The following is a 24,211-nucleotide window of genomic DNA, read 5'->3' on the forward strand; positions in this document are numbered from 1 at the left end:
TGAATATTTCCTCCTACCTACTATGGTAGTTCATAGAGGCCCGAACGATGGAGTGACGATGCCCGAGACCGAGACGAAACCGCCTGCGCGGCTCGAGCGACGCGGGGGCACCGCGCTGATCACCCTCTCGGGGCCCGCGTTCTGCTCCGGAGCTGTGCTCTCCACCCTCGTCGCCTCCGCGGACGGGCGCTTCGACGATGTCATCGCCGTCTACGAAGGATTCCTTCGAGTGCGACGCTCCCCGCTTCCCACTATCGCCGCCGTGAACGGGCCCGCCGTGGGGGCCGGGCTCAACCTCGCCCTCGCCTGCGATGTGCGCACCGCCTCGACGTCGGCACGATTCGAGAGCCGCTTCCCCGCGCTTCGACTGCATCCCGGCGGAGGGCACACCTGGCTTCTCGAACGGGCCGTCGGCCGGCAGCGGGCGACGATGATGAACGTCTTCGGCGAGGCCCTCGACGCCGCCGCCGCCCTCCAGGCCGGTCTCATCGCCTCCGTGCATTCGCCCGACGCCCTCGTCGAGGAGACGGTCGAGCTCGCCTCACGCGCCACCGAGCTCGACCGCGAATACGTCGAAGCGGTCACGGCCACCCTGCGCACCGCCGAGGAGACTCCCGAGCACGCCGGCATCCTCGACCTCGAGACCCGGCGTCAGCGCTGGTCGACCGGTCGACCCGACTTCATCGCCGCGACTCGGGCGCTGCAGGAACGCATCACCGGACGGGAGAGGGGCAGCCGATGAGCCGCGTCGCCATCGATATCGGAGGGACCTTCACCGACGTCGTCGCCATGGACGAACGAGGGGCTATCTCGGTGGGCAAATCGCTCAGCACCCCGAGCCACCTCCTCGAGGGCATCCTGACCGGGCTGCGATACTCGGGCACCGAGGTCGAGGACGTCGACTTCCTGCTCCACGGCAGCACCGTCGTCATCAACTCCCTGATCGAGCGCCGCGGGGCCGACACCGCCCTCATCACCACGGAGGGGTTCCGCGACGTCTACGAGATCGGCCGCGTCAATCGGCCCGACGCGTTCAACCTCGCCTTCCGCCGCCCTCGTCCCCTGATCCCGCGCCGGCGGGTCTTCGAAGCGCCCGAACGGATGCGCGCCGACGGATCGGTGCACCGCTCCCTCGACGAGGCCGCGGTGCGGGAGATCGCGCGCCGTCTGCGGGTCGACGGGGTCGAATCCGTGGCCGTCGCTCTGCTGCACGCCTACCGCAACCCCGACCACGAGATCCGCATTGGCGAGATCCTCGCCGAGGAGCTCCCCGGCGTCTTCGTGTCGCTCTCGCACGAGCTCAGCCGCGAGTACCGCGAGTACGAGCGCACCTCGACCGTCGCAGCGAATGCGTTCGTCGGACCGGTCGTCGCCGACTACCTCGCCGAGCTCGACCGCGCCTTTGAGGGCAGCGGCGGTGCGATCGCGATCATGCAGTCCAACGGCGGTCTCGCCGGCATCGAACGCATCCGGCGGCAGAGCGTGCAGATGCTCGAGTCCGGTCCGGCGGGCGGGGTGGTGGGCACGATCGAGACCTGCCGGCGCCTGGGCTACGAGCACGCCATCGCGTTCGACATGGGCGGCACCACCGCGAAGGCGTCGATCGTCCGGGATCTCGCCTTCCCGATCGCCGCCGAGTACTTCGTCGGGGGATACGCGGAGGGGCTCCCCATCCGCGTTCCCTGCCTCGACATCGTCGAGGTCGGCACCGGCGGGGGGAGCATCGCGAGCGTCGACGTCGGCGGCGGGATCCGGGTGGGCCCGCGCAGCGCGGGTTCCGAACCGGGACCGGCCTGCTACGGCAGGGGAGGCACCGACGCGACGGTGACGGACGCGAGCCTGGTGCTCGGGATCATCGACTCGAACCAGAAGCTGTCCGGCGGCCTCGAGCTGCACGCCGACGCGGCCCGAGACGCGGTGTCCGCCGTCGCCGACCAGTTGGGGCTCAGCACCCCGGCCGCCGCGGGTGGGATCCTGCAGATCGCCGCCGCGTCGATGGCGACAGCGGTCCGCGCAGTGACGACCGAACGGGGTCTCGATCCGCGCGACTTCGCCATGTTCGCCTATGGGGGCAACGGCCCGGTGCACGCGTCGCTCATCGCTCGCGAACTGGGCATCACCCGTGTCGTCATCCCCGTGCTGCCCTCGGTCTTCTCGGCCATCGGGATGCTGCTCGCAGATCTCCGCCACGATGTCGTCCAGACGAGGATCCAACCCCTCGCGGGCCTCGACGCCGGTTTCCAGGAGCGGATCGACGCGCTCAAGGCCGAATGCCTGGTCGCCCTGCAGGAGGGCGGCATGCCCGACGGTCCGACCCGGCACCTCATCGCGCTCGACATGAGGTACGTCGGCCAGGAGCACGTGCTGACCCTCCCGATCGACGATGCCCCGATCGATCCGGTCGGGTTGGCCGGTGCGTTCGACGAGGGGCACCGAGTGCGGTTCGGGCACGCTGCGCCCGGCCAGCCGGTCGAGATCGTGAGCCTGCGGGTCTCCGCGATCCGTTCGATCGCCCGCACCGAGCCCGAGGTCCTGCCGGCCGGGTCGGGTTCGCCGAGCCCCGAGTCGCGCCGCCCCGATCGCCTGGTGCTCTTCGACATCGGAGCGGAGCCGCTCCGGTGCGCCGTCTACGAACGGGCGGCGCTGCTCGCCGGCGACGAGATCGAGGGCCCGGCCGCGATCGAGGAGGAGACGACCACAACCCTGCTGCGGCCGGGGGACCGTGCCGTCGTCGACGCAACGGGCGCTCTGCTGCTCGAGATCGGAGCAGCACGATGACCGACCGCCTCGACCCGATCACCGCGGAGATCATCCGCGGCAACCTCATCGGCATCACCAATGAGATGAAGACCAATCTCATGCGGACCGCCTACAACCAGATCATCTACGAGGCCCAGGACTTCACGGTCGGCCTCTTCGACTCGGACGGGGAGACCGTGTCCATCGGGCTCGGGCTGCCGATGTTCGTCGGCGGGCTGTCGCATGCGGTCAAGGCGATGATCGAGCACTTCGGACGCGACGGGATCGATCCGGGCGACGTCCTCCTCACCAACGACGGCTTCCTCAGCGGCAGCCATCTGAACCACATCATCGTCGTGCTCCCGGTCTTCGCCGACGGGCGCATCGTCGCGTTCTCCGCATCGATGGCGCACTGGGCCGATGTCGGCGGAGTCCTCGGCGGCACCACCCACGACATCTACTCCGAGGGCTTCCAGTTCCCGATGGTCAAGATCGTCAAAGCGGGGGTCGAGGATCGCGAACTGCTCGCCATCATCGAGCTCAACGTCCGGTTCTCCAACCTCGCCCTCGGCGATCTCCGCGCGCAGCTGGCAGCGGTCCGCACGGGTGAGGCCCGCATCGTCGAACTCGCCGCGCGGTACGGAGCCGACGTCCTCGACGCCGCCTTCCAGGCGATGTTCGACGCCAGCGAGAAGCGCGCCAGGGCAGCGGTCCTCGCCATCCCCGACGGGGAGTACCGTGCGAGCGCCGAGATGGATGACGACGGCGTACGCGTCGGTCAACGCGTCCCCATCGACGTCACGGTGCGCATCGAGGGCGACCGCTTCATCGTCGACCTGTCGCGGATGAGTCCTCAGGTGCCGGGCTACTACAACTCCGGCGAGGCGGCCGGACTCTCCGCCGTCCACGTCGCCTTCAAGGCTCTGACTTCGCCGACCGAGGGGCCCGTCAACGCGGGAAGCTTCCGTCCGGCCGAGGTGATCCTCCCGCCGGGCACCGTTGTGAGTGCTCAGCGGCCCGCGGCGATGCGCTGGTGGATGACCTATCCGATGACGCTGGTCGACTGCATCTTCCGTGCCCTCGCCCCCGCGGTTCCGAACCTCGCGATCGCCGGTCATCACGCCGACATCGGGGTGGCGACCGCCTTCGGCGAGGATTCCGAGACGGGTCGGCTCTTCGTCTTCGTCCATGCCGCCCAGGGCGGAGGATGGGGCGCCCGCCGCGACGCCGATGGCGAGAGCGCGACGATCTGCATCAATGACGGCGACACCCACAACACCCCGATCGAGGCCAACGAGGTCAAGCGCTCGGGGCTCCTCGCCACCCGGTACGAACTGCGGCCCGACTCCGGAGGGGCCGGCAGACGACGCGGCGGCCTCGGAACGACATTCGAGTGGCAGGTCGAGGCCGGGATGCGCTTCAACAGCTCGGTCGAGCGGACGGTCATGGCGCCCTGGGGACTCGAGGGCGGAACCGCCGCGTTCCCGAACGCGGTCCGGCGGCGGGAACCCGAGGGGGGAATCGTCACACTGCCGAGCGGCAAGGCCGACTCCCTGCCGTTGGCGCCCGGCGAATCCTTCATCGTCGAGACCGGCGGCGGGGGAGGTTTCGGCGATCCGGCCGAGCGACCCGCGACCGAGGTCCTGGCGGACGTCACGGCCGGCTACGTCAGCGTCGATGCCGCGCGCGAGCTCTATCGCGTCGCGATCGACGGGGATCAGGACGGCTGGCGCATCGACGAGCCGGCGACGGCGGAACTGAGGAGGACACGATGAGCATCACCCGCTTCCACCGGATGCGGTTGGCCGACACCGAGCGGATCGTTGCCGAACGGGACGGGCGGTATCACGATGCGGCCCGCCTCCTCGGGCGTCCGGTCGACATCGCCGACGTGCTCCAGGACACCGGGCTCGTCGACGAGATCGAGGCGGCGATCGGCGACGGGCGCGTCGCCGAGACCAGCATCGAAGGCTGGACGCACCGTCCGCCGACGGTCGACCGGCCGGCCGTCTTCTGCGCCGGCGCCAACTTCGCCGACCATGTCGCCGAGATGGGCGAGACGGCGATCGTGCGCCCCTACCACTTCATCTCCCCGCCCACGGTGCTCGCCGGCGACGGCGACCAGGTCCGACGCCCGACGGGAGGCGACCTGCTCGACTGGGAGGTCGAACTCGTCGCCGTGATCGGACGCCGCTCTTTCGAGGTCGCAGAGGAGTCAGCTCTCGACGTGCTCGCGGGATACACGGTCGGCAACGACGTCTCCGTCCGCGGACCGCACCTCGTGCACCCGATCTTCGGAATCGACTGGGGAGTCGCGAAGAACGCGGACGGTCTCACACCGATCGGGCCCGCCCTCGTGCCGGCGCGCTTCGTGCCGGATCCCCAGGCCCTCGCCATGACCCTCACGGTCGACGGCATCGTCCGGCAGCAGTCGTCGACCGCGCAGATGCTCGTCAGCGTCGCGGCGCAGATCGCCGCGATCACCCGCTACACGACGCTGAACCCCGGTGATCTGATCCTCACGGGGACTCCCGCCGGAACCGCACGCGCGCACGACGGCGCCTACCTCGAGGACGGTGCCGTCATGGTCGCCGAGATCGACGGCGTCGGCAGCCTCAGCAACCAGATCGTCGCTACCCGGCGCGACGCGAACGACAGGGAGAACCGATGACCCATTCCATCAAACGGGGCGTCAGCCTCTACTCGTTCCAAGAGGAGTTCTTCCTCCGCGAGCTGAGCCTCGAGGACTGCATCAGGATCTCCGTGGGGTTCGGTGCATTCGGCATCGAGACCATCGCCGAGCAGATGATGCCCGGCTTTCCCAACCTGACCGAGGACTTCTACCGCCGGTGGGACGGCTGGCGCGAGCAGTACGGCTTCCAGCCGACGGCGCACGACATGTTCGCCGAGCTCAAGCTCTACCCCGACCGCGAGCGGCCGACCGACGAACTGGTCGCTGACTTGAAGAAGGACATCGACCACACCGCGCGACTCGGAGCGACCGTCATCCGGATCCTCGCGGCGACGCCCGCAGAGGTCGTCGAGCTCGCGGCGCCCTACGCGCGCGACAAGGGGATCAAGCTGGCCACCGAGATCCACTCCCCGCGCCGGTTCGGGAGCGAGTGGTTCGAGAGCCACCTCGAGGTCGCCCAGCGGGTCGGATCCGACGTGGTGGGGATCTGCCCCGACCTCGGGATCTTCGTCAAGCGCCTGCCCCGCGTCCTCTGGGAGCGTTCACTGCGCGACGGAGCCGACCCCGACTTCGTCAAGCGCGTCGTCGACGTCTACGACAGCGGCGAGGACACCTCGATCCTTCCCGTGGAGGCCGAGAGGCTGAACCTCGGGCCGATCGAGCAGGACCTGGCGGTCCAGGCCACCCGGTTCATCTGGGAGGAGCCGCGACGGCTGCTCGACTACATGCCGTTCATCCACCACGTGCACGCCAAGTTCTACGACATCGACGAGAGCGGCGAGGAGTACAGCATCCCCTACGGCGAGATCATCTCGGTCCTCAAGGAGGGCGGGTACGACGGCTACCTGTCCAGCGAGTACGAGGGCAACCGGCACATCCAGGACGCGTTCGAGGTAGACAGTGTCGAACAGGTGCGTCGCCACCAGGAGATGATGGCCCGCCTGCTCGACGACGAGAAGCAAGGAGACTGACCCATGTTCGACCGGTACATCATCGTCGAGAACAGCCTGCGCAACGTCGAGGACGGCGCCGACATCGTCGGCTTCGCCTTCGAGGCGCGCTGCGGGTACTACCGCAGACTCATCCTGTCCATGGTCGAGGAGCTTGCCGTCTCCGTCGACGGTGAGGCGATCCCTCGTGAGGATGTGGCCCTCACCGTCGACGGCACCAGCTACTCGCTCGAGGACATGCGCACCGAGTACACCGTCGCCTGGGAGTTCGGCGATCCGGCCACGATCACCGTCCGCAGACCCGGAGGGCTGACGGCGGGGCCGCACGAGCTGGGTCTCGCCGAACAGCTGCGCATCTCCTACATCCCCGTCCCGCACACCCCCTCCACGACGCAGACCCAGACGGTGGCGGCGTGACCCGGCCCGAACTGCTCCTCGGCCCCGACGCCGCCGTCGCCGGCCCGGGCGGTCTCGAGGTGCGGATCCGCCAGCCGTGGTACCGCAGCCTGCCCCTGACCAGCGTGCTCGGGGTCACGGTCGCGATCGACGGCGAGGACGTCCCGGCCGACGCCATACGGCTCCGAGTGAACGGGAGATCGCGCACCTTCGACGAGCTCGCCGAGGTGTGGGACGAGGTGTGGTTCATCCAGGACGAGGGGGCCGTCGAGATCGCCGGTGTCGAGAGAGCCGCCGGCGACGACGTCGACGTCTCGGTCGAGATCGAACTCCGCTTCCCCTACATCATCATCGACGGCGTCGGTCCGCTCACCCGTCGCACCGACGCGCGCCGCACCCTGAGCGTTCAGGAGAACCGCCCATGACCACCGCTCCTCTTCTCGGCACGACTCTCTACTCGTTCACCAACGAGTGGGTCACCGCCCGCTACACGCTCACCGAACTGCTCGAGCATGTCGCCGAGACCGGCATCGGGCCGGGGGTGGAACTCGTCGGCTTCCAGAGCATCCGCGACTTCCCCCGTCTCGAGACGTCGTTCATCGACGAGTTCCGGGAGACCACCTCGAGACTGGGCCTCGTCCCCACCTCCCTCGCCGCGAACATCGACATCGCCATCCGTCGCGACAGGGACCTGACGACCGAGGAACGCGTCGAGTACACGATTCCCCAGATCGAGGCCGCGAGGCTCCTCGGCTTCCCGGTCGTCCGCATCCAGATCGGCGCGGACCCGGCGACGCTCGAGCGGCTCGTCCCGTACGCCGAGAAGGCCGGCGTCCGTCTCGGCATGGAGATCCACGCGCCGGAAGGCCCCCTGACGCCCAAGGTGCGGGCGGTCAGCGAGGTCTACGACCGCATCGACTCCGACCTGCTCGGCTTCATCCCCGATTTCAGCTCGACGATGCACAGCATCTCGGCCGGGCTAGCTCAGACCTACGTCGAGGCCGGGCTCCCCGCGGAGCTCCTGCCCGAGCTGCAGCGCATCTGGGCGGGCGGCGGTGGGCAGGGCGAGCGTCTGAAGGAGTTCATCGCGCTCGCCGAGAGCCGAGGGGTGCCCGCATCCACGGCGTCCGTCGTCGCGAGCGCCTTCACGATGAACGGCCATGAGCGTCCCGAGGACTGGGCCGAACTCATGCCGCGCATCTTCCACATCCACGCCAAGTTCTACGACATCGACGACAACGGCGACGAGCCCGCCATCGACTACTTCCGCAACCTCGGCCCGATCCTCCGGGCGGGGTTCTCCGGGTCGATCTCGAGCGAATGGGAGGCCCACTCCTGGACTCCCAACGCCGAACTGCGGACCGCCGAGCTGATCCGCCGTCAGCACGATCTGATGCGCAGGGTCATCTCCGAGGTGAACGCGTGACGGGAACCACCCGCTGGGCCATCGTCGGCACCGGAGGCATCGCACGGCGGGTGCTCGCCGACCTGCGCCTCACCGAGAACGTCGAGGTCGTCGCCGCCGGGTCGAGGAGCCAGGAGACGGCCGACCGCTTCTGCGCCGAGACGGGCGTGCCGCGCGGGTACGGCGACTACGAGGCGCTGCTGCAGGACGAGGGGATCGACCTCGTCTACATCTGCACACCGCACCCGATGCACTTCGACTACGCACGGCGCGCGATCCTCGCCGGCAAGCACGTCCTCGTCGAGAAGCCCATGGTCATGGCGCTCGGGCACGCCACCCAGCTGCGCGACCTCGCGGCGGCGCGCGGCGTCTTCCTCATGGAGGCGCTGTGGACCAAGTTCAACCCCAACGTGCGACGTGCCCTCGCCGTCGTCGCGGAGGGCAGGATCGGCGTGCCCCGATTCGCGCAGACCGGGATGGGGTTCCCCGTCGCGGCGACCGGCCCGAAGAGGTTCTGGGATCCGGAGCTCGGCGGGGGAGCCCTCTGGGATCTGGGGGTCTACACGCTGTCCATCGTGCACGCCTTCCTGGGGGCGCCGCGCGCCGTCCGCGCCCTCGGCGAGCTGCAGGACGACGGGGTGGACCGCTGGGAGGCGGCGACCCTCGACTACGACGGCGGGGGCGTGGCGCTCGCCGCATCGTCGATCGTCTTCGCCGTTCCGCCATCGGCGTCGATCGGCGGCACGAAGGGCACCCTCGTGTTCTCGGGGCCGTTCTTCTCACCGACGGCGTTCACCGTCACACTCGGCCGCCCTCCCGGCGACTCCTCGATCGAGGAGTTCAGCGAGCCGCTCGAGGGTGTCGGCTACGTGCCGATGTTCCGCGCCGTCAGCGAGACCGTGCTGGCAGGCGACCTCGAGCATCCCTTCCACCCCGTGTCGGACACGATCGAGGTCCTCCAGATCATGGAGGCCGTCCGCGATCAGCTCGGCCCCGCGCACGCCCACGGTCCCGTCGCCCACGTTCCCGCCAACAACTGAGCCCCGGCGCCCCGTCGGTCAGCAACGAATGGAGTCACGCATGTTCACCCTCGCACCCAACATCGACCTGCTCTACACGGAAGCGGGTGACGATCTCGCGGATCGTGTCCGGGCGGCTGCGGCCGACGGCTTCGACACCGTCGAGATGTGGGGCACCGTCGGCCGTGATGTGCCGGCCCTCGCTGCCGCCCTCCAGGAGACCGGAGTCGCGGTGAGCTCGGTGCTGAGCCTTCCCCGCACGAACTTCGCCTGGCCGAACGCCGACCTCGAAGCGTTCTACGCCGGTGTCGCGTCCACCATGGCCGACGCCCGCGCACTGGGCTGCCCCCGCGTGGTCGTCGGCTCGGGGGCGGGGTTCAGCGCGATGAAGCGACCCGCCCAGCACGCGCGTCTCGCCGAGATCCTGACCGAGGTCCTGGAGCGCACCGCGGATTCGGGGGTCGACATCGTCCTCGAGCCGGTCAACAGCCGAGTCGATCACCCGGGTGCCTTCCTCGATCACACCGAGTACGCCATCGAGGTGGCGCGCGCCGTCGGATCGCCGCGGCTGACCCTCCTGTACGACCTCTACCACTCGCTCACACAGCGCGAGAGCGTCGAGGGGACTCTCGCCGCGGCGTCGGGACTGATCGGCTACGCGCAGCTCGCCGATGTGCCGGGACGCGGAGAGCCGGGTTCCGGCACCGTGGACTGGAGCGAGCAGCTCCGCCTGCTCCAGGCGGCCGGATACACGGGCGTCATCGGCTTGGAGTTCGTGCCGACGCAGGCGACCTCGAGCGCTGTCGCGGAGATCGTGCGCATCAACTCCGAGCTCTGATCGGCCCGCCCGCTGGGCGCGTCGAGGCGGGGGTGCTTGCGCATCGCTGCGCTCGGCGGGCGGTGCGCCTCGCTCTGCCGTCAGCGGAGTCGGCGGCCGCTGCCCTCTGCGCGCCGTAGCGTCGAGTCGACGGGCGAGGCCCCGTGCGAGAGGGGAACGTCCGATGGAACTGATCTTCGTCCACGGCGCTCTCGTGCGCGACGGCGCCTGGTGGTGGCGGCGGACCGCCGACCTCCTCCTCGAGCGCACCGGTATCCGCAGCAGGTCGCTGGCGCTCCCCTCCTGCGGCGAGACCGCGCCCGAGGAGATGCAGGGCGGCCTGACCGCCGACGCCGCAGCCCTCCGCGGCGTACTCGACGACGTCGACACCGCCGTCGTCGTCGGCCACTCCTACGGGGGCACGGTCATCGCGGAGGCGGGAGCGCACCCGAGCGTCGCCCACCTCCTCTACATCTCCTCCTACCTGCCCGACATCGGACAGGCCCAGGCCATGATCATGAGCGGCGAGGCCGACCCCGTCTCCATCCCCGACAACGGCGATGGAACGCTCAGCGTCGCCGGCTACGACCAGGCCTCGTTCGGCGCCCGGTTCCTGCAGGACGCCGAGCCGACCGCCCAGCAGGAGGCGTGGGAGCGGGTGACGGCCCAGGCCGTCGGCGCCTTCGTGACTCCGACGAGCGAAGCCGGGTGGCGCGACGTCGAGTCGACCTACCTCGTGTGCGGCGAGGACCGAAGCACCTCGGTCGCGCTCCAGCGCTTCCACGCCGAGCGGGCCACCCGGGCAGTCGAGCTGCCGACGGGGCATCACCCGTTCATCTCCCGTCCCGAGCTGGTCGTCGATCAGGTGGAGAGGCTGCTCCAGCGGACCTGATCCCGGCTCTGCTGTGAGCGGAAAGCACTCCGTTCCGGGCGTGCTGACCGGTTGACTGAGCCGCATGAGCGAAGCACGACGCGACGGCCGCGCGGCCCGTCGAACCGAGACCCCGCAGCCGGAACGCACCGAGCGGCTCTGGCGTGACGTCGTCGGAGAGCAGCTGCGGGAGACCCGCCGCGCTCGCGGCGAGACTCTGCAGACCGTTGCGAAGCGGGCGAGCGTCTCGATGCAGTACCTGTCCGAGGTCGAACGCGGCAGCAAGGAGCCATCGAGCGAGATCCTCGCCGCGATCGGAGCCTCCCTCGAGCTGACACTGCTCGATCTCACGGTCGGTGCGGCCGGCCGGCTCCAGGCGCCGCCCTCCGACCGGCGCGACAACGTCGTCCTCGCGGCCTGACCCCGGAGCCCCCTCGAGTCCTGCGGCGGTGGAGCAGCAGGGTCAGACCGTCGTGACGGAGACCTCGCAGTGGAGCTCGCGGGTGTGGTCCACGTGGCGGAGCGGGCCCGTGAGCTCGGTCACCGCGGTGTGCCGGATGTCCTCGCTGGACGCGCCGAGCTGGAGTTCGATCTCGCCGGGCTCGACGACTCTGACCAGATCGCGACCGATGAACGACGTCGTGTCGGCGGGCACATCGAACCGCACCTCGACCGATCGACCGGCCGGGACCTCGACGCGCGCGTAGGCGATGAGGCGACGGACCGGGCGGGTGACCTGGGCGACCGGATCGTGCAGGTAGAGCTGCACGATCTCGGCGCCGTCGCGGTCACCGGTGTTGCGGACCGTCACGCCGATGCGCGCCGTCCCGTCGGTCGCGACCCGGGCCGGCGCCGCGACATCGAGCGCCGACCACTCGAAGCTCGAGTAGCCGAGTCCGAAACCGAACGGGTAGGCGGGGGTGGTGTCGATGTTCGACACCTCGCTCCGCTTCGCGAGCTTGGGAAGGAGGTAGGTCGACGGCTGGCCGCCGGTCCGGGACGGAACCCCGACAGGCAGTCGACCCGACGGGTTCACCGCACCCGAGAGCACAGATGCGATCGCCGTGCCGCCCTCCTCTCCCGGGAAGAAGGTCTGGACGATGGCCGCCGCACGCTCCGGCGCGGTCCCCAGCACGTAGGGGCGTCCGGAGACGAGCACGACGACGACAGGCGTGCCCGTGTCGAGTACGGCTTCGAGCAGCTCCCCCTGGAGGCCCGGCAGGTCGAGGGTGTCGGCGTCGCAGCCCTCGCCGGAGGTGCCGCGACCGAAGAGGCCGGCGCGGTCGCCCAGCGACACGACGACGACATCCGCAGCGCGTGCCGCCTCGACAGCGGCCGCGATTCCGTCACGGTCGGGCCCATCGATGGAGCAGCCCTGCTCGTACGAGACCGCGCGGCCGGGGAACGCCTCGGTGATCCCCTCGAGAACCGTGGAGATCGAGATCCCCACGGGCAGCTCGGGGTGGTGCACACCCACGTGACTCGGGAACGAGTAGCAGCCGAGCATGGTCATGGCGTCGGCGGCGGTCGGGCCGACGACGGCGATGCTGCCGGTCGTGGGGAGGGGCAGGATGCCGTCGTTGCGCAGGAGCACGACCGAACGCTCCGCGATCCGTCGCGCGAGCGCACGATCCTCGGCGCCGTCGAACACCACTCGCCCGGTCCGATCAGCGGGGGAGGCGAGGTCGTCCTCGGTCCACCCCTCGGGAAGAGGCGACCAGTCCGCGTCGAGGAGGCCGAGCTCGGCCTTCTGACGCAGCACGCGCTCGAGTGCGCGGTCGACGAACGATTCGGCCAGTGCGCCTGACTCGATCTCTCCGATGAGGGGGTCGGCATACGTCTTCATGCCGGGCAGTTCGACGTCGACGCCCGCCGTGAGGGCGAGCGCGGCTGCCTCGCCCCAGGTACCCGCAACGCCGTGCAGCAGCTTGAGGAAGCTGATCCCGAAGTAGTCGGCGACGACGGTGCCGTCGAATCCCCACTGGTCGCGCAGGAGCTCGGTGAGGAGCCGTTCGTCGGCAGCGGCCGGGACGCCGTCGATCTCGGAGTAGGAGTGCATCACCGAACGCACCCCGCCCTCGCGCACGGCCATCTCGAACGGAGGCAGGATCACATCGCCCAGCTCGCGCGGACCCATGGGAACCGGGGCGAGATTGCGACCGCCGCGCGAGGCCGAGTAGCCGGCGAAGTGCTTCAGCGTCGAGACGATGCCGGTCTTCTCCAGCCCGCGCACGTATGCGGTCGCCACCGTGCCGACGAGGTAGGGATCCTCACCGATCGTCTCCTCGGTCCGCCCCCACCGCGGGTCCCGGGTGACGTCGAGTACGGGTGCGAGACCCTGGTGCACCCCGACCGAGCGCATGCTCGTGCCGATCCGCTCTGCCATCTCCTCCACGATCGCCGGGTCGAAGGTCGCGCCCCAGGCCAACGGGACCGGGTAGGCGGTGGCCTTCCAGGTGGTGAATCCGGCGAGGCACTCCTCGTGCACGAGAGCGGGGATGCCGAAACGGCCGGCGGCGGCGATGTGCCTCTGCACCTTCGCGAGACTCGCGGCCCCCTCGGCGGGCTCCAGGGGCGTGGTGCCGAACGCGCGGGTCAGCTGACCGAGACCGTGGGTGAGGAGCTCATCGAGATCGAGGTCCTCGCCGAGGTCGTTCTGGTGCGGTGCGACACCCTCGCCGTCGGTGGAGGCGCCGACCCACATGCCGTAGAGCTGAGCCACCTTCTCCCGCAGCGTCATGGCCGCGATCAGGCTCGAGACCCGCTCGTCGACGCTGCGCGCGGAATCGGCCCAGGGGCGGACGGAGACCTCGGTCTCAGAGTCCAGTGACATCTTTGCTCACTTCTGCGGCAAACCCCGCTTAAAAAACTTTCGCGCTTCATTGGGAAAGTTATGGTGCCCGCGAAGTCTATGTGTCGGGAATCCGGCGGGTCAAGAACGTGGAAAACGATGTCGAAAACTGTCGTGACCCCTACCATTGCTCCATGTCGATCCAGGAAATCGGGCGCGGGCCGAGCCGAGCGACCCTCTCGCGTGTCGCGGAAGAGGCGTCGGTGTCGATCTCGACGGTCTCGAAAGTTCTCAATGGGCGCTCCGGAGTTTCCGACGCGACTCGGGCACGAGTCGAGGAGCTTCTGAAAGACCACCGCTACAACCGGCGCAACTCCGGTCAGACCGTGGCCCCGCTCGTCGAACTCGTGTTCCAGCAGATCGACGGCGCCTGGGCGGTCGAGATCATCCAGGGGGTCGAGAGAGTCGCTCGCGAGAACGGCATGAGCGTCATCCTCACCGAGAGCGGGGATCGGCATTCGCCGGCCGCCACGTGGATCGACGGTGTCCTCCAGCGTCGCCCGGCGGGCGTGATCCTGATCCTGTCCGACCTCTCGCCGTCGCAGAAGCATCAGCTCCGCACCCGGAAGATCCCGTTCGTGCTCGTCGACCCGACCGGCGATCCGGCTCCCGACGTTCCCTCGATCGGCTCCGCCAACTGGAATGGCGGGTATCTCGCCACCCGTCACCTCGTCGAGCTCGGACACCGGCAGATCGCCATGATCACGGGCCCTGAGGACATCATGTGCTCGACCGCGCGGCTCAGCGGCTACCGCGCTGCGCTCGAGGGTGCGGGCATCCCGTTCCGCGCCGACTATGTGACGACCGGCAACTTCGACTACGAGTCCGGCGTCGCCCGTGCGCGCGAGCTGCTCGAACTCGAGGATGCTCCGACGGCGATCTTCGCGGGCAGCGACCTGCAGGCACTCGGCGTCTACGAGGCCGCCAGGTCGGCCGGCATCAGCATTCCCGACGAGCTGTCGGTGGTCGGGTACGACGACCTGAAGCTCGCGTCCTGGGCGGGGCCGCCTCTGACGACCGTGCGCCAGCCGCTCACGGAGATGGCCGAGGAGGCGACGCGTCTCGTCCTGCGTCTGCGCACCGAGGAGCAGGTCGACAACCTGCGCCTCGACCTCGCGACCCGTCTCATCGTGCGGGGGAGCACGCGTCCCCTGTCCTGACAGAGGCGCGCTCGCACGGGTCTGCGGGCCCCGTCGAATCACGGCCGATAACGAAACATTTCTCGTTTCCGCCTGAAACTTGACCTCTCTGCGGACCGCTTGTAACTTGGCCCCTGTCGCGATGGAGGTCAACTCCACTCGCGGTAGTGGTTGGAGACAAAGGTGTTGATCGCGAGATAGAGCCGACGGCCCGAGGAAATCCACCGTCGCGCAGTCGCGACGATAGTTTCCTCCCCTCCTGAAGCGAGTCCACGCGACCGCCACCTTCCTCTCCCTCCCTTTCGGACGAAGCCGTCCCGCGATCGCTGGTCGGCTCCACAGGCCCGGCACAAGGCAGTGCCGGTGAGAACAAGGAGAGACGATGTACACAGCACATCGATCACGGCGCAAGCTCCGTGCAGCGGCCATCATCGCCGCGGGCGTGACTTCCGCGTTGATCCTGTCCGCATGCGCGGGCGGCGGCGGTGGCGGCGGAGCCGAGGGCGAAGCCGATTCCGGAACCCTCAACTGGTGGGGTTGGACCCCTGACATCAGCGTCGGGCAGGCGTACATCGACGCCTTCAACGAGGAATACCCCGACATCACCATCAACTACAAGCAGGTCCCGATCGAGGACTGGGAGGCCGCGCTCCGCCCGGCTCTCGCCTCGCCCAGCGGCCCCGACATCTTCGCGATGCAGCCCGGCGCCCGCGTCGAGGCGTTCAAGTCCTTCGCCGAGGATCTGACACCGCTCGCCGAGGATACCCTCGGTGAGGACTGGGAGGACAAGGTCTCCGCGATCGGCGTCGAAGGCCTCTCGGCCGACGGCAAGCTGACCGCCATGTCGATCGGCGCCACGTACGCCGGCTCGGTCTGGATCAACCAGGACCTCTTCGACAAGTACAACCTGACTCCGCCGACGACGCTCGACGAGTGGGTCGACGTCTGCGCCGAGTTCAAGGCCAACGGCGTCGGCTGCTTCGTGCAGGGCGCGTCGCAGGAGGGCTTCGACCAGGACACGCTCCAGGCGATCTCCGACAGCATCGAGCCCGGTGTCTGGACGAGTGCGTCGAAGGGTGACACCCCCTGGACCGACCCGACGATCGTCAAGACGCTCGAGACCTGGAAGTCGCTGTTCGAGAACGGGATCATGCAGGACGGCGCCATCGGCTACGCCCAGTACCCCGACGCGAACAACGACTTCATGAGCCAGAAGTACGCGATGGTCCAGATGGGCACGTGGTACATGCAGTACGCCACGACCGCCGGTCAGACCGCCGCCATCGAGGCCGCCGGGGTCGCAGACCCCAAGCCGTTCCCGATCGTCCCCATCCCCTTCCCGGACGTGACCGGCTCGGGCAACCCGGCCGCTTACTACGGTGACTCGGACTACGGCCTGGCGCTCAACACCAAGTCGAAGAACAAGGCAGCCGCCCGCACCTTCATCTCGTGGCTCACCGCCACCGAGGCGGGGCAGCAGGTCGTCGCGGACAAGCTCAACGACATCCCCGCCCTGCTGGGTGTCGAGCCCAACTGGGACAGCATCGAGCAGCCCTTCCCCGACGTGCAGCGCGAGCCGGTGCAGAAGCTGATCGCCGACGCGTCGGCGTCCTCCGAGTCCCGCTTCCTCTACCTCAACCAGGATGTGCAGGACGCGATCCTCGCGGCGTGCACCTCGGTTGCGGATGGATCGGCGACACCCGAGGAAGCCGCAGCGACGCTCGACGCCGCAGCGGTCGCATCTCGCAGCTGAGCACCGCCGGCTGACGCCGGTCCCGTAAAAAGCAGTCAAATCCGGTCGGCTGGTCGCGCATCGCGCGGCCAGCCGACCGACCAACGCAAAGGAGCGGACGTGGTGGCCACGACGCTGCAGACACCCCCAACTCGGCAAGTCCCATCCGACGAGCCCGCGCTGAAGCGCCGGCCGCACCGCCTGAGCCCTCCGGGTCTTCCCTGGATCCTCCCGGCCCTCGTGCTCTCGGTGGGGCTGATCTACTACTGCATCGGGTACACCGGGGTCATCTCGACCTGGGACTGGGACGGCATCAGCCCCAACCCCGAGCAGGTCGGACTCGAGAACTACCTGAAGATGGTGAACAGCCCCGTCTTCTGGGGAGCCATCTGGCACACGATCGTCTTCTTCGTCGTGACCTTCACGGCCCAGACCGTGCTCGGCCTCCTCTTCGCGGTGCTCCTGCACTCGCAGGTGAAGCTGGCCGTCGTCTACAAGGTCATCGTCTTCGTCCCCGTCGTGCTCGCACCCGCCATCATGGCCCCGGTGTTCCGCCAGTTCTACGGAGCCGACGGCCAGTTCAACTGGATCCTCGAGCACATCGGACTGGGCGCCATCACCCAGCCCTGGCTCGGGCAGTCGAGCACGGCGCTCTGGGTGCTCATGGCCGTGGCGGTGTGGCAGTGGACGGGACTCACCTTCGTCCTCTACTTCGCAGCCATGGGCCAGATCGACCAGTCGGTCCTCGAGGCCGCACGCATCGACGGTGCCGGCAACATCCGCACCATCGTGAGCATCATCTGGCCCGGCGTGCGCGGAACCACCGTCGCCCTCGCCATGCTCGGTGCTATCGGGGCTCTGAAGACGTTCGACCTCCCGTGGCTGATCACGGTCGGAGGTCCGAACGGTGCGACCGAGTTCCTCGGCACGATCATCTACCGCCAGACCATCCCCAACTATCACGTCGGCTACGGCGCAGCGGTCTCGATCGTCCTGCTCGTCCTCGCCCTCGCGATGGCCATCCTCCTGCAAGTGCGCGGTCGCGAGAAAGTGACGGTCGACTGATGTTCGAAGCTCGAAGCATCCAGGCCAAGATCGGCCTCCAACTCCTCGTCACGCTCCTCGCCATCCCGTACCTGCTGCCCCTCGTGGCGATGGTGCAGGGATCCCTCGCCGGCAAGGGATGGGGCAACTTCGAGGCCGTGCTCGCGGTGCCCGGCCTGTGGCAGTTCTTCCTCAGCTCGGTCATCATCTCGGCGAGCGTCATCGCGATCGTCTACGTGGTCACGATGCTCGCGTCGTTCGGTTTCGCCAAGCTGCACATCCGCAACAAGGAGGTGTACTTCTGGCTGCTGCTCGCCTGTCTGACGCTTCCCGAGGTGGTCCTCCTCGCGCCGCTGTTCGCGACCGCGATCTCGCTCGGCGTCTACGACACCTACTGGTCAGTCATCCTGCCGCTGGCTGCACTGCAGGTCCCGTTCGCGGTTCTGCTCGCTCGCAACTTCATCGACGGCATCCCGAACGAACTGTTCGAGGCCGCACGCGTCGACGGGGCGAACTCGTTCCGCGGCTTCATCTACCTGGTGATCCCGCTGACACGTCCGATCGCCGCCGCGATCCTGATCTTCACGCTCATCGGCGCCTGGAACAACTACCTGCTCCCGCTGGTGTTCCTCCAGGATCCTGCCAAGCAGACGATCACTCTGCTGCCGTCGTACTTCATCGGCCAATTCAGCAACGATCAGACGAAGGTCCTCGCCTCCGCGGTGCTCACCGCGATCCCCGAGGTCCTCGCCTACCTGTTCCTGCAGCGGCTGTTCGAGCGCGGCCTAGCCGCGGGCGCGATCAAGTGAGCGGCGTGCCGCCCGTCCGGACCCTCGTCCTCACGGGCGGCACCGACCCGTTCGTCGACCCGTGGCATCCGTTCGCGGAGACGAGCAGGCGCATCGCGGACATCGCGAGGTCGCGCGGGCACGAGGTCGAGGTGTCAGGTGACATCGCGCAGCGCCTCGCCGATCTCGGCGACGTCGATCTGCTCATCGTCAACGCGCCCGCTCCTGCGGACGCCATCGATCCCGACCTGCTCGAGGCGGGGGAGAGGTTCCTGGCCGCGCACCTCGCGGCCGGCCGGCCCGTCGCGGGCTTCCACTCCGGCATGACCGGCTTGCTCGGCCTCGGACTCTGGAACCGGGTCATCGGCGCCCGCTGGATCGCCGACGTGTCCGGTCATCCGCCGCTCGGAGACGCCACGATCGACGTCCGAGACAGTCCGATCAGCGAGGGGCCCTCGTCGATCGATCTGTTCGACGAGAAGTACAGCTTCCTCGAGATCGACGGTCCGCTGACCGTGGTCGCGTCGCACGAGTACGAGGGCGCCGTGCATCCGGTCGTCTGGTTGCGCGAGTGGGACGGGTCGCGCGTCTTCGCCGATGCGCTTGCGCACGACGCGCGGTCGTTCGACTCGCCCGAGCACGTGCGCATCGTCGAGCGCGCCCTGGACTGGCTGGTCGAGGGGTAGCGTTCCGCCCCTCGGTCGGCCCGCCCGCTGAGCTCGTCGAAGCGTGTGCCATCATTTCGCTGCGCTCAATGGGCGGGGCCGCGCCCGCTGAGCTCGTCGAAGCGAGTGCCATCATTTCGCTGCGCTCAATGGGCGGGGCCACGCCCGCTGAGCTCGTCGAAGCGTGTGCCTTCATTTCGACGGGCTCAATGGGCGGGGGCCACGCCCGCTGAGCCTGTCGAAGCGAGTGCCTTCATTTCGCTGCGCTCAATGGGCGGGGCTCTGCCCGCTGAGCTCGTCGAAGCGTGTGCCTTCATTTCGACGGGCTCAATGGACGGTGGCTCTGTTCGCTGAGCTCGTCGAAGCGTGTGGCGGGGGTTCTGCCCGCCCGCTGAGCGCAGCGAAGCGAAGGGCGACTGGTGCCTACAGGTAGAGCTCGTTGATGCGGCGCATCTGCTCGTCGTTAAGCTCGAAGCCGAACACGTCGAAGTTCTGCGCCTGCCGTGCGGCGTCCTTCGAGCGGGGGATCGGCACCGTGCCCAGCTGAATGCTCCAGCGGAGCGCCACCTGGTTCCAGCTCACGCCGAACTCGTCGGCGATCCGCTGCAGGGTCCCATCGGCCTCGATGGCGGCGCGCCCCTTGAGCGGACTGTAGCTCTCGGTGACGATGCCCTTCGACTCGTGGAACGAGCGCAGGTCGTCCTGCGGGAGCCCGATGTGCAGCTCGATCTGGTTCAGTGCGGGGAGCACTCCCGTCTCCGCCTCGAGACGCAGGATCTGCTCCGCGGAGAAGTTCGAAACCCCGATGGTGCGAACGGAGCCCGACTTCTGCAGCTCGATCATGGCGCGCCACGAGTCGACGAAGAGGTCCTTCTCGGGCTCCGGCCAGTGGATCAGGTACACGTCGACGGTATCCAGCCCGAGGTTCGCGCGCGACGTCTCGAACGAGCGCAGCGTGGCCTCGTAACCGTGGTCGTCGCCAGGGAGTTTCGTGGTGAGGACGATCTCATCACGGGGGATGCCGGACTCGCGGATCCCGGCTCCGACGGCATCCTCGTTGCCGTAGCCGAGGGCGGTGTCGATGAGGCGGTAGCCCGTGCGAAGAGCGGCGGCGACCGCCGCGGCGCCGTCCTCGCCGTCGAGGCTGTACGTGCCGAGACCGATGGTGGGGATCGAGGTCCCGTCGATCATGGGAAGCGTGGGTGTGGTCATGGCGGGGGAGTTTAGCGACCCGTTCCCGATATCCACCGAAAGAAAGTTTCGTGCAATGAATACAAAGTTGCGGACACCTCGAGGGGCGGCTAGCGTCGAGTAGCGAGCACCGGGCCGAGTCGGTCGGCCGGCCGCGACAAAGGAGTTGTTGTGCCCCTCATCCAGATCGACCTCGACGAAGACGTCTACGAGAACCTGCACGAGCAGATCAGTGCCGAAGTCCACCAGGCGCAGATCGACGTGCTGAAGGTCCCCGCCGATGATCTGTTCCAGATCTTCCGCACCCACAAACCGGGTCAGCTCAAGTTCGACCCCACCTACAACAACGTCGAGCGACGCAGCCTCGTCCTGATCCGAATCACGATGGTGCACCTGTACAGCGTCGCCACGAAGCGCGCCCTGTTCGAGGCCATCGCCGCCCGGCTCGACGCGATCGGCGTCCGTCACGAGGACCTGCTGATCTCGGTCGTCGAGAACCACTTCGAAGACTGGTACGCCGGCGCCTGAGCGCCGACGCAAAGGACACCTCACATGGCTTTGGATCCCGCACCCCTCTCCGTCCTCTTCATCGGAGGAACCGGAACCATCAGCGCCTCGAGCGTCCGCCTCGCGGTCGCATCGGGCATGACCGTCCACGTGCTCAACCGGGGCAACAACTCGGCGGCGCGCGACCTGCCCGACGAGGTCGTCTGGCTCACGGGTGACGTGACAGACGATGCCTCGCTCGCGGCCGCCCTCGGCGACCGGCACTTCGACGCGGTCGTCAACTTCCTGTCCTACGACGCCCCCGGCGCCCAGCGCATGGTCGACACCTTCACCGGTCGCACCGGGCACTACCTGCACATCAGCACCGCCTCGCTGTACGGCAAGCCGGTGCTGAAGTGGCCGATCACCGAGTCGACGCAGCTGCACAATCGCTTCGTCAAGTACTCGCGCGACAAGCTCGACGCCGAGCACGTGCTCTTCGACGCGTTCGCCGAGAAGGGCTTCCCGGTCACGATCATCCGTCCGTCGCACACCTACGACGACCACAACCCGCCCCTCCCCGGTGGCTGGACGGTCATCGACCAGATGACGCGCGGCGAGGAGGTCGTGGTGCCGGGTGACGGCACGTCGCTGTGGACGCTGACGCACGCCGAGGACTTCGCCCTCGGGCTCGTCGGACTGCTCGGCAACACCCGTGCGATCGGCGAGGCGTTCCACATCACAGGTGACGACGTCTTCACGTGGGATCAGATCTACACGATCATCGCCGACGCATTGGGCGTCGAGGCCAAGCTCGTGCACGTCCCGTCGGAGCTCATCTCCGCTGCGGCCCCCGACTGGTTCTGGTCCGAGCTGATCATCGGCGACCTGTCGCACTCGGCGGTCTTCGACAACTCGAAGATCCGCAGCTTCGTGCCGAGCTTCCGTCCGTCGCTCACCTTCAACCGCGCGGCAGTGCGGATGATGGCGTGGCGCGCGGCGAACCCCGAGCTCACCAAGGTCGACGCTTCGACCGACGAGGTGCTGAAGCGCCTCGTGAAGGGATATCACCTGGCACTCGACGCGTTCACCTCGCTCGCACCGAGCAAGTGATGAGCGAGTCCGGACAGTCCCGAGTCGAGCTCGCCCATCGCGAGCTCGGCTCGACCGGACTCAGCGTCACCGAGGTCTGCATCGGCACCAGCCCGATCGCGAACATGGCCGGGCTGTACGGGTACGAGGTCGGCGAGGAACGCGCCATCGAGACCGTGCTCGCGGTCTTCGACAGCCCGTTCAACTTCCTCGACACCTCGAACGGCTACGGCGCCAACGGCGAGTCCGAGGTGCGGATCGGCAAGGCCATCGCCCGCGTGGGCGGCCTACCCGACGGGTTCGTCCTCGCCACCAAGGTCGACCCCGACCCGGCGACCCGCGACTACTCGGGTGCTCGTGTTCGTCGTTCGATCGAGGAGAGTCTCGAGCGGTTGGGTCTCGAACGTTTCGACCTCCTCCAGCTGCACGACCCCGAGCAGATCAGCTTCGAGGAGGGCACCGCCGCGGGCGGACCGCTCGAGGCGCTCGTGGCGCTGAAGGAGGAGGGCCTCGTCGACAACATCGGCGTCGCCGGTGGGCCGGTGGGCCTGCTGCAGCAGTACATCGACACCGGTGTCTTCGACGTGGTGCTGAGCCACAACCGGCTGACCCTGCTCGATCGATCGGCGGAGTCGCTGTTCGCGTCGGCTCGCGAACGGGGCATGGGCGTCATGAATGCCGCCCCGTACGGCGGCGGCATGCTCGCGAAAGGTCCCGAGGCGCAGCCCAAGTACGCCTACGGTGCACGCGACGACAGGATCACCGAGGCGGCTATCGCGATGCGCGACGCCTGCGGGCGCTTCGGGGTTCCGCTCGCCGCGGCCGCCCTGCAGTTCTCCACCCGGCACCCGCTCGTGCACTCGACGGTCGTCGGAGTCTCGGCGCCCGAGCGCGTGCAGCAGACGCTCGACTACCTGGCGGTCGCGATCCCGGACGAGCTCTGGGCCGAGCTCGCCGACCTCACCCCGTCGAAGGATCTCTGGCTCGACTGACCGCACCGCCCGTTGAGCCCGTCGAAACGAAGGCGAGCCGGGTCTCGATACGCGCTGGCGCGCTACTCGACCTCCGTGAGAAGGCTCCGCCCGTTGAGCTCGTCGAAACGAAAGGTGAGCCGGGTCTCGGTACGCGCTGGCGCGCTACTCGACCTCCAATGCTTCGGACGTCGAGTAGCGGAGGGTACCGGGAGGGCTCGAGTGGCGGCCCGCGCGTATCGAGAGCGGCGACTCCGCCCCTATGCGACCGACCGGTCGAAGCCCGCCGCCTCGTAGATGGCGTCGATGAGCGCCATGTTCGCGACGATGTCAGCACCTTCGGTCGGCAGCTTCTCGCCGGTCTCGAGGGCGCGCAGCACCGCGTCGAGCTGGTGGTCGTAGGTCGTCAGGCCCGCGACGGTGAACTGGCGGTCCACCCCGTCGACCGTCTGGGTGACGCTGTGGCCCGAGCTGGGGAAGACGAGCGAGTCGATCGTCGCCGTCCCCGTCGAACCCGTCAACGAGAGGGTCGCCTCGAGCGGGCCGTCCATGCTCGTCACGATGGTGGCGGTGGCGCCGGAGGGGAACTCGAGCTGCGCCTCGATGCTCTGATCGGCGCCGAGGGCGTTCTTCTCGGCTCTCGCCGACACGACGCGGGGCTCTTCGCCCATGAAGGCGCGGATCCAGTGGACCGGGTAGCAGCCGAGGTCCATGAGCGCACCGCCTCCGACGGTCGGCTCGTGGCGGATGGATGCCGGGTCGAAGGGGATCTCGGCGGTGAACCGGGCTTCGATGTGCTGGATCGTGCCGATGGAGCCGTCGGTGAGGTACTCGCCGATGCGGGCGCTCAGCGGGTGGTAGCGGTCGTGGAAGGCCTCGATCAGTCGCCGTCCCGTGCGCTCGGCGGCCTCGACCATCGCCGCCGACTGGGTGGCGTTCATGGCGCTGGGCTTCTCGCAGAGGACGTCCTTGCCGGCTTCGAGGGCCGCGATCGTCCACTCCGCGTGCTCCGACGGGGGGAGGGCGTTGTAGACGAGATCGATCGTCGGATCGGCGAGCAGTTCCGCATAGGAGCCGTAGGAGGACTCGATGCCATGCGTCGCGGCGTACTCCGCGGCGGCGGCCGCGCGGCGGGAGGCGACGGCGGCGATGACGGCATCGCCGGATCGGCGGCGGACGGGACGGATGATCGCGGCCGGGGCGATGCCCGCGGCTCCTAGGATTCCGATGCGTGTTGTCATGTCCTCTTCCTCGTCGATGGGGTGGAGCCAGCCTATCGGCCCGGCCTGAGCACGAAAGTTTCGCTCGATTCGGTGACCCGGGATTGCCTCGAATGCAGGTTTGACACCCGTCCCGCCGCGTC

23 protein-coding genes are annotated in these 24,211 nt (G+C 68.6%); 20 read left to right on the forward strand and 3 right to left on the reverse strand.

Annotation, left to right across the window (positions count from 1 at the left end):
- The first annotated feature begins 58 nt into the window (after positions 1–58).
- From DDQ50_RS04465 to DDQ50_RS04525, 12 genes are all read left to right on the forward strand, one after another.
- Positions 59–742: an enoyl-CoA hydratase-related protein gene (locus tag DDQ50_RS04465; RefSeq protein ID WP_205663568.1), complete on the forward strand. Its 684-nt coding sequence runs from the start codon at positions 59–61 to the stop codon at positions 740–742.
- Positions 739–2,778, forward strand: coding sequence for a hydantoinase/oxoprolinase family protein (locus tag DDQ50_RS04470; protein ID WP_116755476.1), 2,040 nt, complete (start codon positions 739–741; stop codon positions 2,776–2,778). The genes DDQ50_RS04465 and DDQ50_RS04470 overlap by 4 nt, the downstream gene beginning before the upstream one ends.
- Complete coding sequence (locus DDQ50_RS04475; RefSeq protein ID WP_116755477.1) at positions 2,775–4,514, forward strand: hydantoinase B/oxoprolinase family protein; 1,740 nt, start codon at positions 2,775–2,777, stop codon at positions 4,512–4,514. The genes DDQ50_RS04470 and DDQ50_RS04475 overlap by 4 nt, the downstream gene beginning before the upstream one ends.
- The gene (locus tag DDQ50_RS04480; protein WP_116755478.1) at positions 4,511–5,410 is read left to right on the forward strand and encodes a fumarylacetoacetate hydrolase family protein; all 900 of its coding nucleotides are present in this window, start codon (positions 4,511–4,513) and stop codon (positions 5,408–5,410) included. Before DDQ50_RS04475 ends, DDQ50_RS04480 begins: the two co-directional genes overlap by 4 nt.
- On the forward strand, positions 5,407–6,402 hold the full coding sequence (locus DDQ50_RS04485; protein ID WP_116755479.1) for a sugar phosphate isomerase/epimerase family protein: 996 nt from the start codon (positions 5,407–5,409) through the stop codon (positions 6,400–6,402). The genes DDQ50_RS04480 and DDQ50_RS04485 overlap by 4 nt, the downstream gene beginning before the upstream one ends.
- A gap of 3 nt (positions 6,403–6,405) precedes the next feature.
- The gene (locus tag DDQ50_RS04490) at positions 6,406–6,798 is read left to right on the forward strand and encodes a C-glycoside deglycosidase beta subunit domain-containing protein (protein ID WP_116755480.1); all 393 of its coding nucleotides are present in this window, start codon (positions 6,406–6,408) and stop codon (positions 6,796–6,798) included.
- On the forward strand, positions 6,795–7,202 hold the full coding sequence (locus DDQ50_RS04495; protein WP_116755481.1) for a C-glycoside deglycosidase beta subunit domain-containing protein: 408 nt from the start codon (positions 6,795–6,797) through the stop codon (positions 7,200–7,202). Before DDQ50_RS04490 ends, DDQ50_RS04495 begins: the two co-directional genes overlap by 4 nt.
- The gene (locus tag DDQ50_RS04500; RefSeq protein ID WP_116755482.1) at positions 7,199–8,203 is read left to right on the forward strand and encodes a sugar phosphate isomerase/epimerase family protein; all 1,005 of its coding nucleotides are present in this window, start codon (positions 7,199–7,201) and stop codon (positions 8,201–8,203) included. The genes DDQ50_RS04495 and DDQ50_RS04500 overlap by 4 nt, the downstream gene beginning before the upstream one ends.
- Positions 8,200–9,222, forward strand: coding sequence for a Gfo/Idh/MocA family protein (locus DDQ50_RS16995; RefSeq protein WP_165829685.1), 1,023 nt, complete (start codon positions 8,200–8,202; stop codon positions 9,220–9,222). The genes DDQ50_RS04500 and DDQ50_RS16995 overlap by 4 nt, the downstream gene beginning before the upstream one ends.
- Before the next feature lie 40 nt (positions 9,223–9,262).
- Positions 9,263–10,039 (forward strand): TIM barrel protein, encoded by a 777-nt coding sequence (locus DDQ50_RS04515; protein WP_116755484.1) that lies wholly within the window; start codon positions 9,263–9,265, stop codon positions 10,037–10,039.
- Between the two features lie 163 nt (positions 10,040–10,202).
- A complete protein-coding gene (locus DDQ50_RS04520) occupies positions 10,203–10,910 on the forward strand; it encodes an alpha/beta hydrolase (RefSeq protein WP_116755485.1) in 708 nt (235 codons plus the stop codon).
- A gap of 64 nt (positions 10,911–10,974) precedes the next feature.
- Positions 10,975–11,310 (forward strand): helix-turn-helix domain-containing protein, encoded by a 336-nt coding sequence (locus tag DDQ50_RS04525; RefSeq protein ID WP_116755486.1) that lies wholly within the window; start codon positions 10,975–10,977, stop codon positions 11,308–11,310.
- A gap of 42 nt (positions 11,311–11,352) precedes the next feature.
- Here DDQ50_RS04525 and DDQ50_RS04530 read toward each other — a convergent pair whose 3' ends face one another.
- A complete protein-coding gene (locus DDQ50_RS04530) occupies positions 11,353–13,722 on the reverse strand; it encodes a beta-xylosidase/alpha-l-arabinosidase (protein WP_116755487.1) in 2,370 nt (789 codons plus the stop codon).
- A 152-nt stretch (positions 13,723–13,874) separates the two neighbouring features.
- On the opposite strand from DDQ50_RS04530, the gene DDQ50_RS04535 reads away from it, so the two are divergent.
- The 5 genes from DDQ50_RS04535 to DDQ50_RS04555 all read left to right on the forward strand — a co-directional run bounded on the left by DDQ50_RS04535 (position 13,875) and on the right by DDQ50_RS04555 (position 19,129).
- Complete coding sequence (locus tag DDQ50_RS04535; RefSeq protein WP_116755488.1) at positions 13,875–14,900, forward strand: LacI family DNA-binding transcriptional regulator; 1,026 nt, start codon at positions 13,875–13,877, stop codon at positions 14,898–14,900.
- A gap of 361 nt (positions 14,901–15,261) precedes the next feature.
- Positions 15,262–16,632, forward strand: coding sequence for an ABC transporter substrate-binding protein (locus DDQ50_RS04540; protein ID WP_116755489.1), 1,371 nt, complete (start codon positions 15,262–15,264; stop codon positions 16,630–16,632).
- A gap of 99 nt (positions 16,633–16,731) precedes the next feature.
- On the forward strand, positions 16,732–17,676 hold the full coding sequence (locus tag DDQ50_RS04545) for a carbohydrate ABC transporter permease (RefSeq protein WP_205663569.1): 945 nt from the start codon (positions 16,732–16,734) through the stop codon (positions 17,674–17,676).
- Complete coding sequence (locus tag DDQ50_RS04550; protein WP_116755490.1) at positions 17,676–18,464, forward strand: carbohydrate ABC transporter permease; 789 nt, start codon at positions 17,676–17,678, stop codon at positions 18,462–18,464. Before DDQ50_RS04545 ends, DDQ50_RS04550 begins: the two co-directional genes overlap by 1 nt.
- A 5-nt stretch (positions 18,465–18,469) precedes the next feature.
- Positions 18,470–19,129, forward strand: coding sequence for a ThuA domain-containing protein (locus DDQ50_RS04555; RefSeq protein WP_165829686.1), 660 nt, complete (start codon positions 18,470–18,472; stop codon positions 19,127–19,129).
- A 402-nt stretch (positions 19,130–19,531) separates the two neighbouring features.
- Here the strand turns inward: DDQ50_RS04555 and DDQ50_RS04560 are convergent, their stop codons facing one another.
- Positions 19,532–20,320, reverse strand: a complete 789-nt coding sequence (locus DDQ50_RS04560) for an aldo/keto reductase (RefSeq protein WP_116755491.1) — start codon at positions 20,318–20,320, stop codon at positions 19,532–19,534.
- 150 nt (positions 20,321–20,470) lie between these two features.
- Here DDQ50_RS04560 and DDQ50_RS04565 point away from each other — a divergent pair, with 150 nt between their 5' ends.
- The 3 genes from DDQ50_RS04565 to DDQ50_RS04575 are packed head-to-tail and all read left to right on the forward strand — an operon-like array spanning position 20,471 to position 22,869.
- Positions 20,471–20,827 carry a tautomerase family protein gene (locus DDQ50_RS04565; protein ID WP_116755492.1) on the forward strand — a complete coding sequence of 119 codons (357 nt, stop codon included), beginning with the start codon at positions 20,471–20,473 and terminating at the stop codon, positions 20,825–20,827.
- 24 nt (positions 20,828–20,851) lie between these two features.
- Positions 20,852–21,898 carry an NAD-dependent epimerase/dehydratase family protein gene (locus DDQ50_RS04570; protein WP_116755493.1) on the forward strand — a complete coding sequence of 349 codons (1,047 nt, stop codon included), beginning with the start codon at positions 20,852–20,854 and terminating at the stop codon, positions 21,896–21,898.
- Positions 21,898–22,869: an aldo/keto reductase gene (locus tag DDQ50_RS04575; RefSeq protein ID WP_116755494.1), complete on the forward strand. Its 972-nt coding sequence runs from the start codon at positions 21,898–21,900 to the stop codon at positions 22,867–22,869. The genes DDQ50_RS04570 and DDQ50_RS04575 overlap by 1 nt, the downstream gene beginning before the upstream one ends.
- 239 nt (positions 22,870–23,108) lie before the next feature.
- Here the strand turns inward: DDQ50_RS04575 and DDQ50_RS04580 are convergent, their stop codons facing one another.
- On the reverse strand, positions 23,109–24,089 hold the full coding sequence (locus DDQ50_RS04580; protein WP_116755495.1) for a Gfo/Idh/MocA family protein: 981 nt from the start codon (positions 24,087–24,089) through the stop codon (positions 23,109–23,111).
- Positions 24,090–24,211 lie beyond the last annotated feature (122 nt).

It is taken from the genome of Amnibacterium flavum (assembly GCF_003097495.1).
Lineage (GTDB): Bacteria > Actinomycetota > Actinomycetes > Actinomycetales > Microbacteriaceae > Naasia > Naasia flava.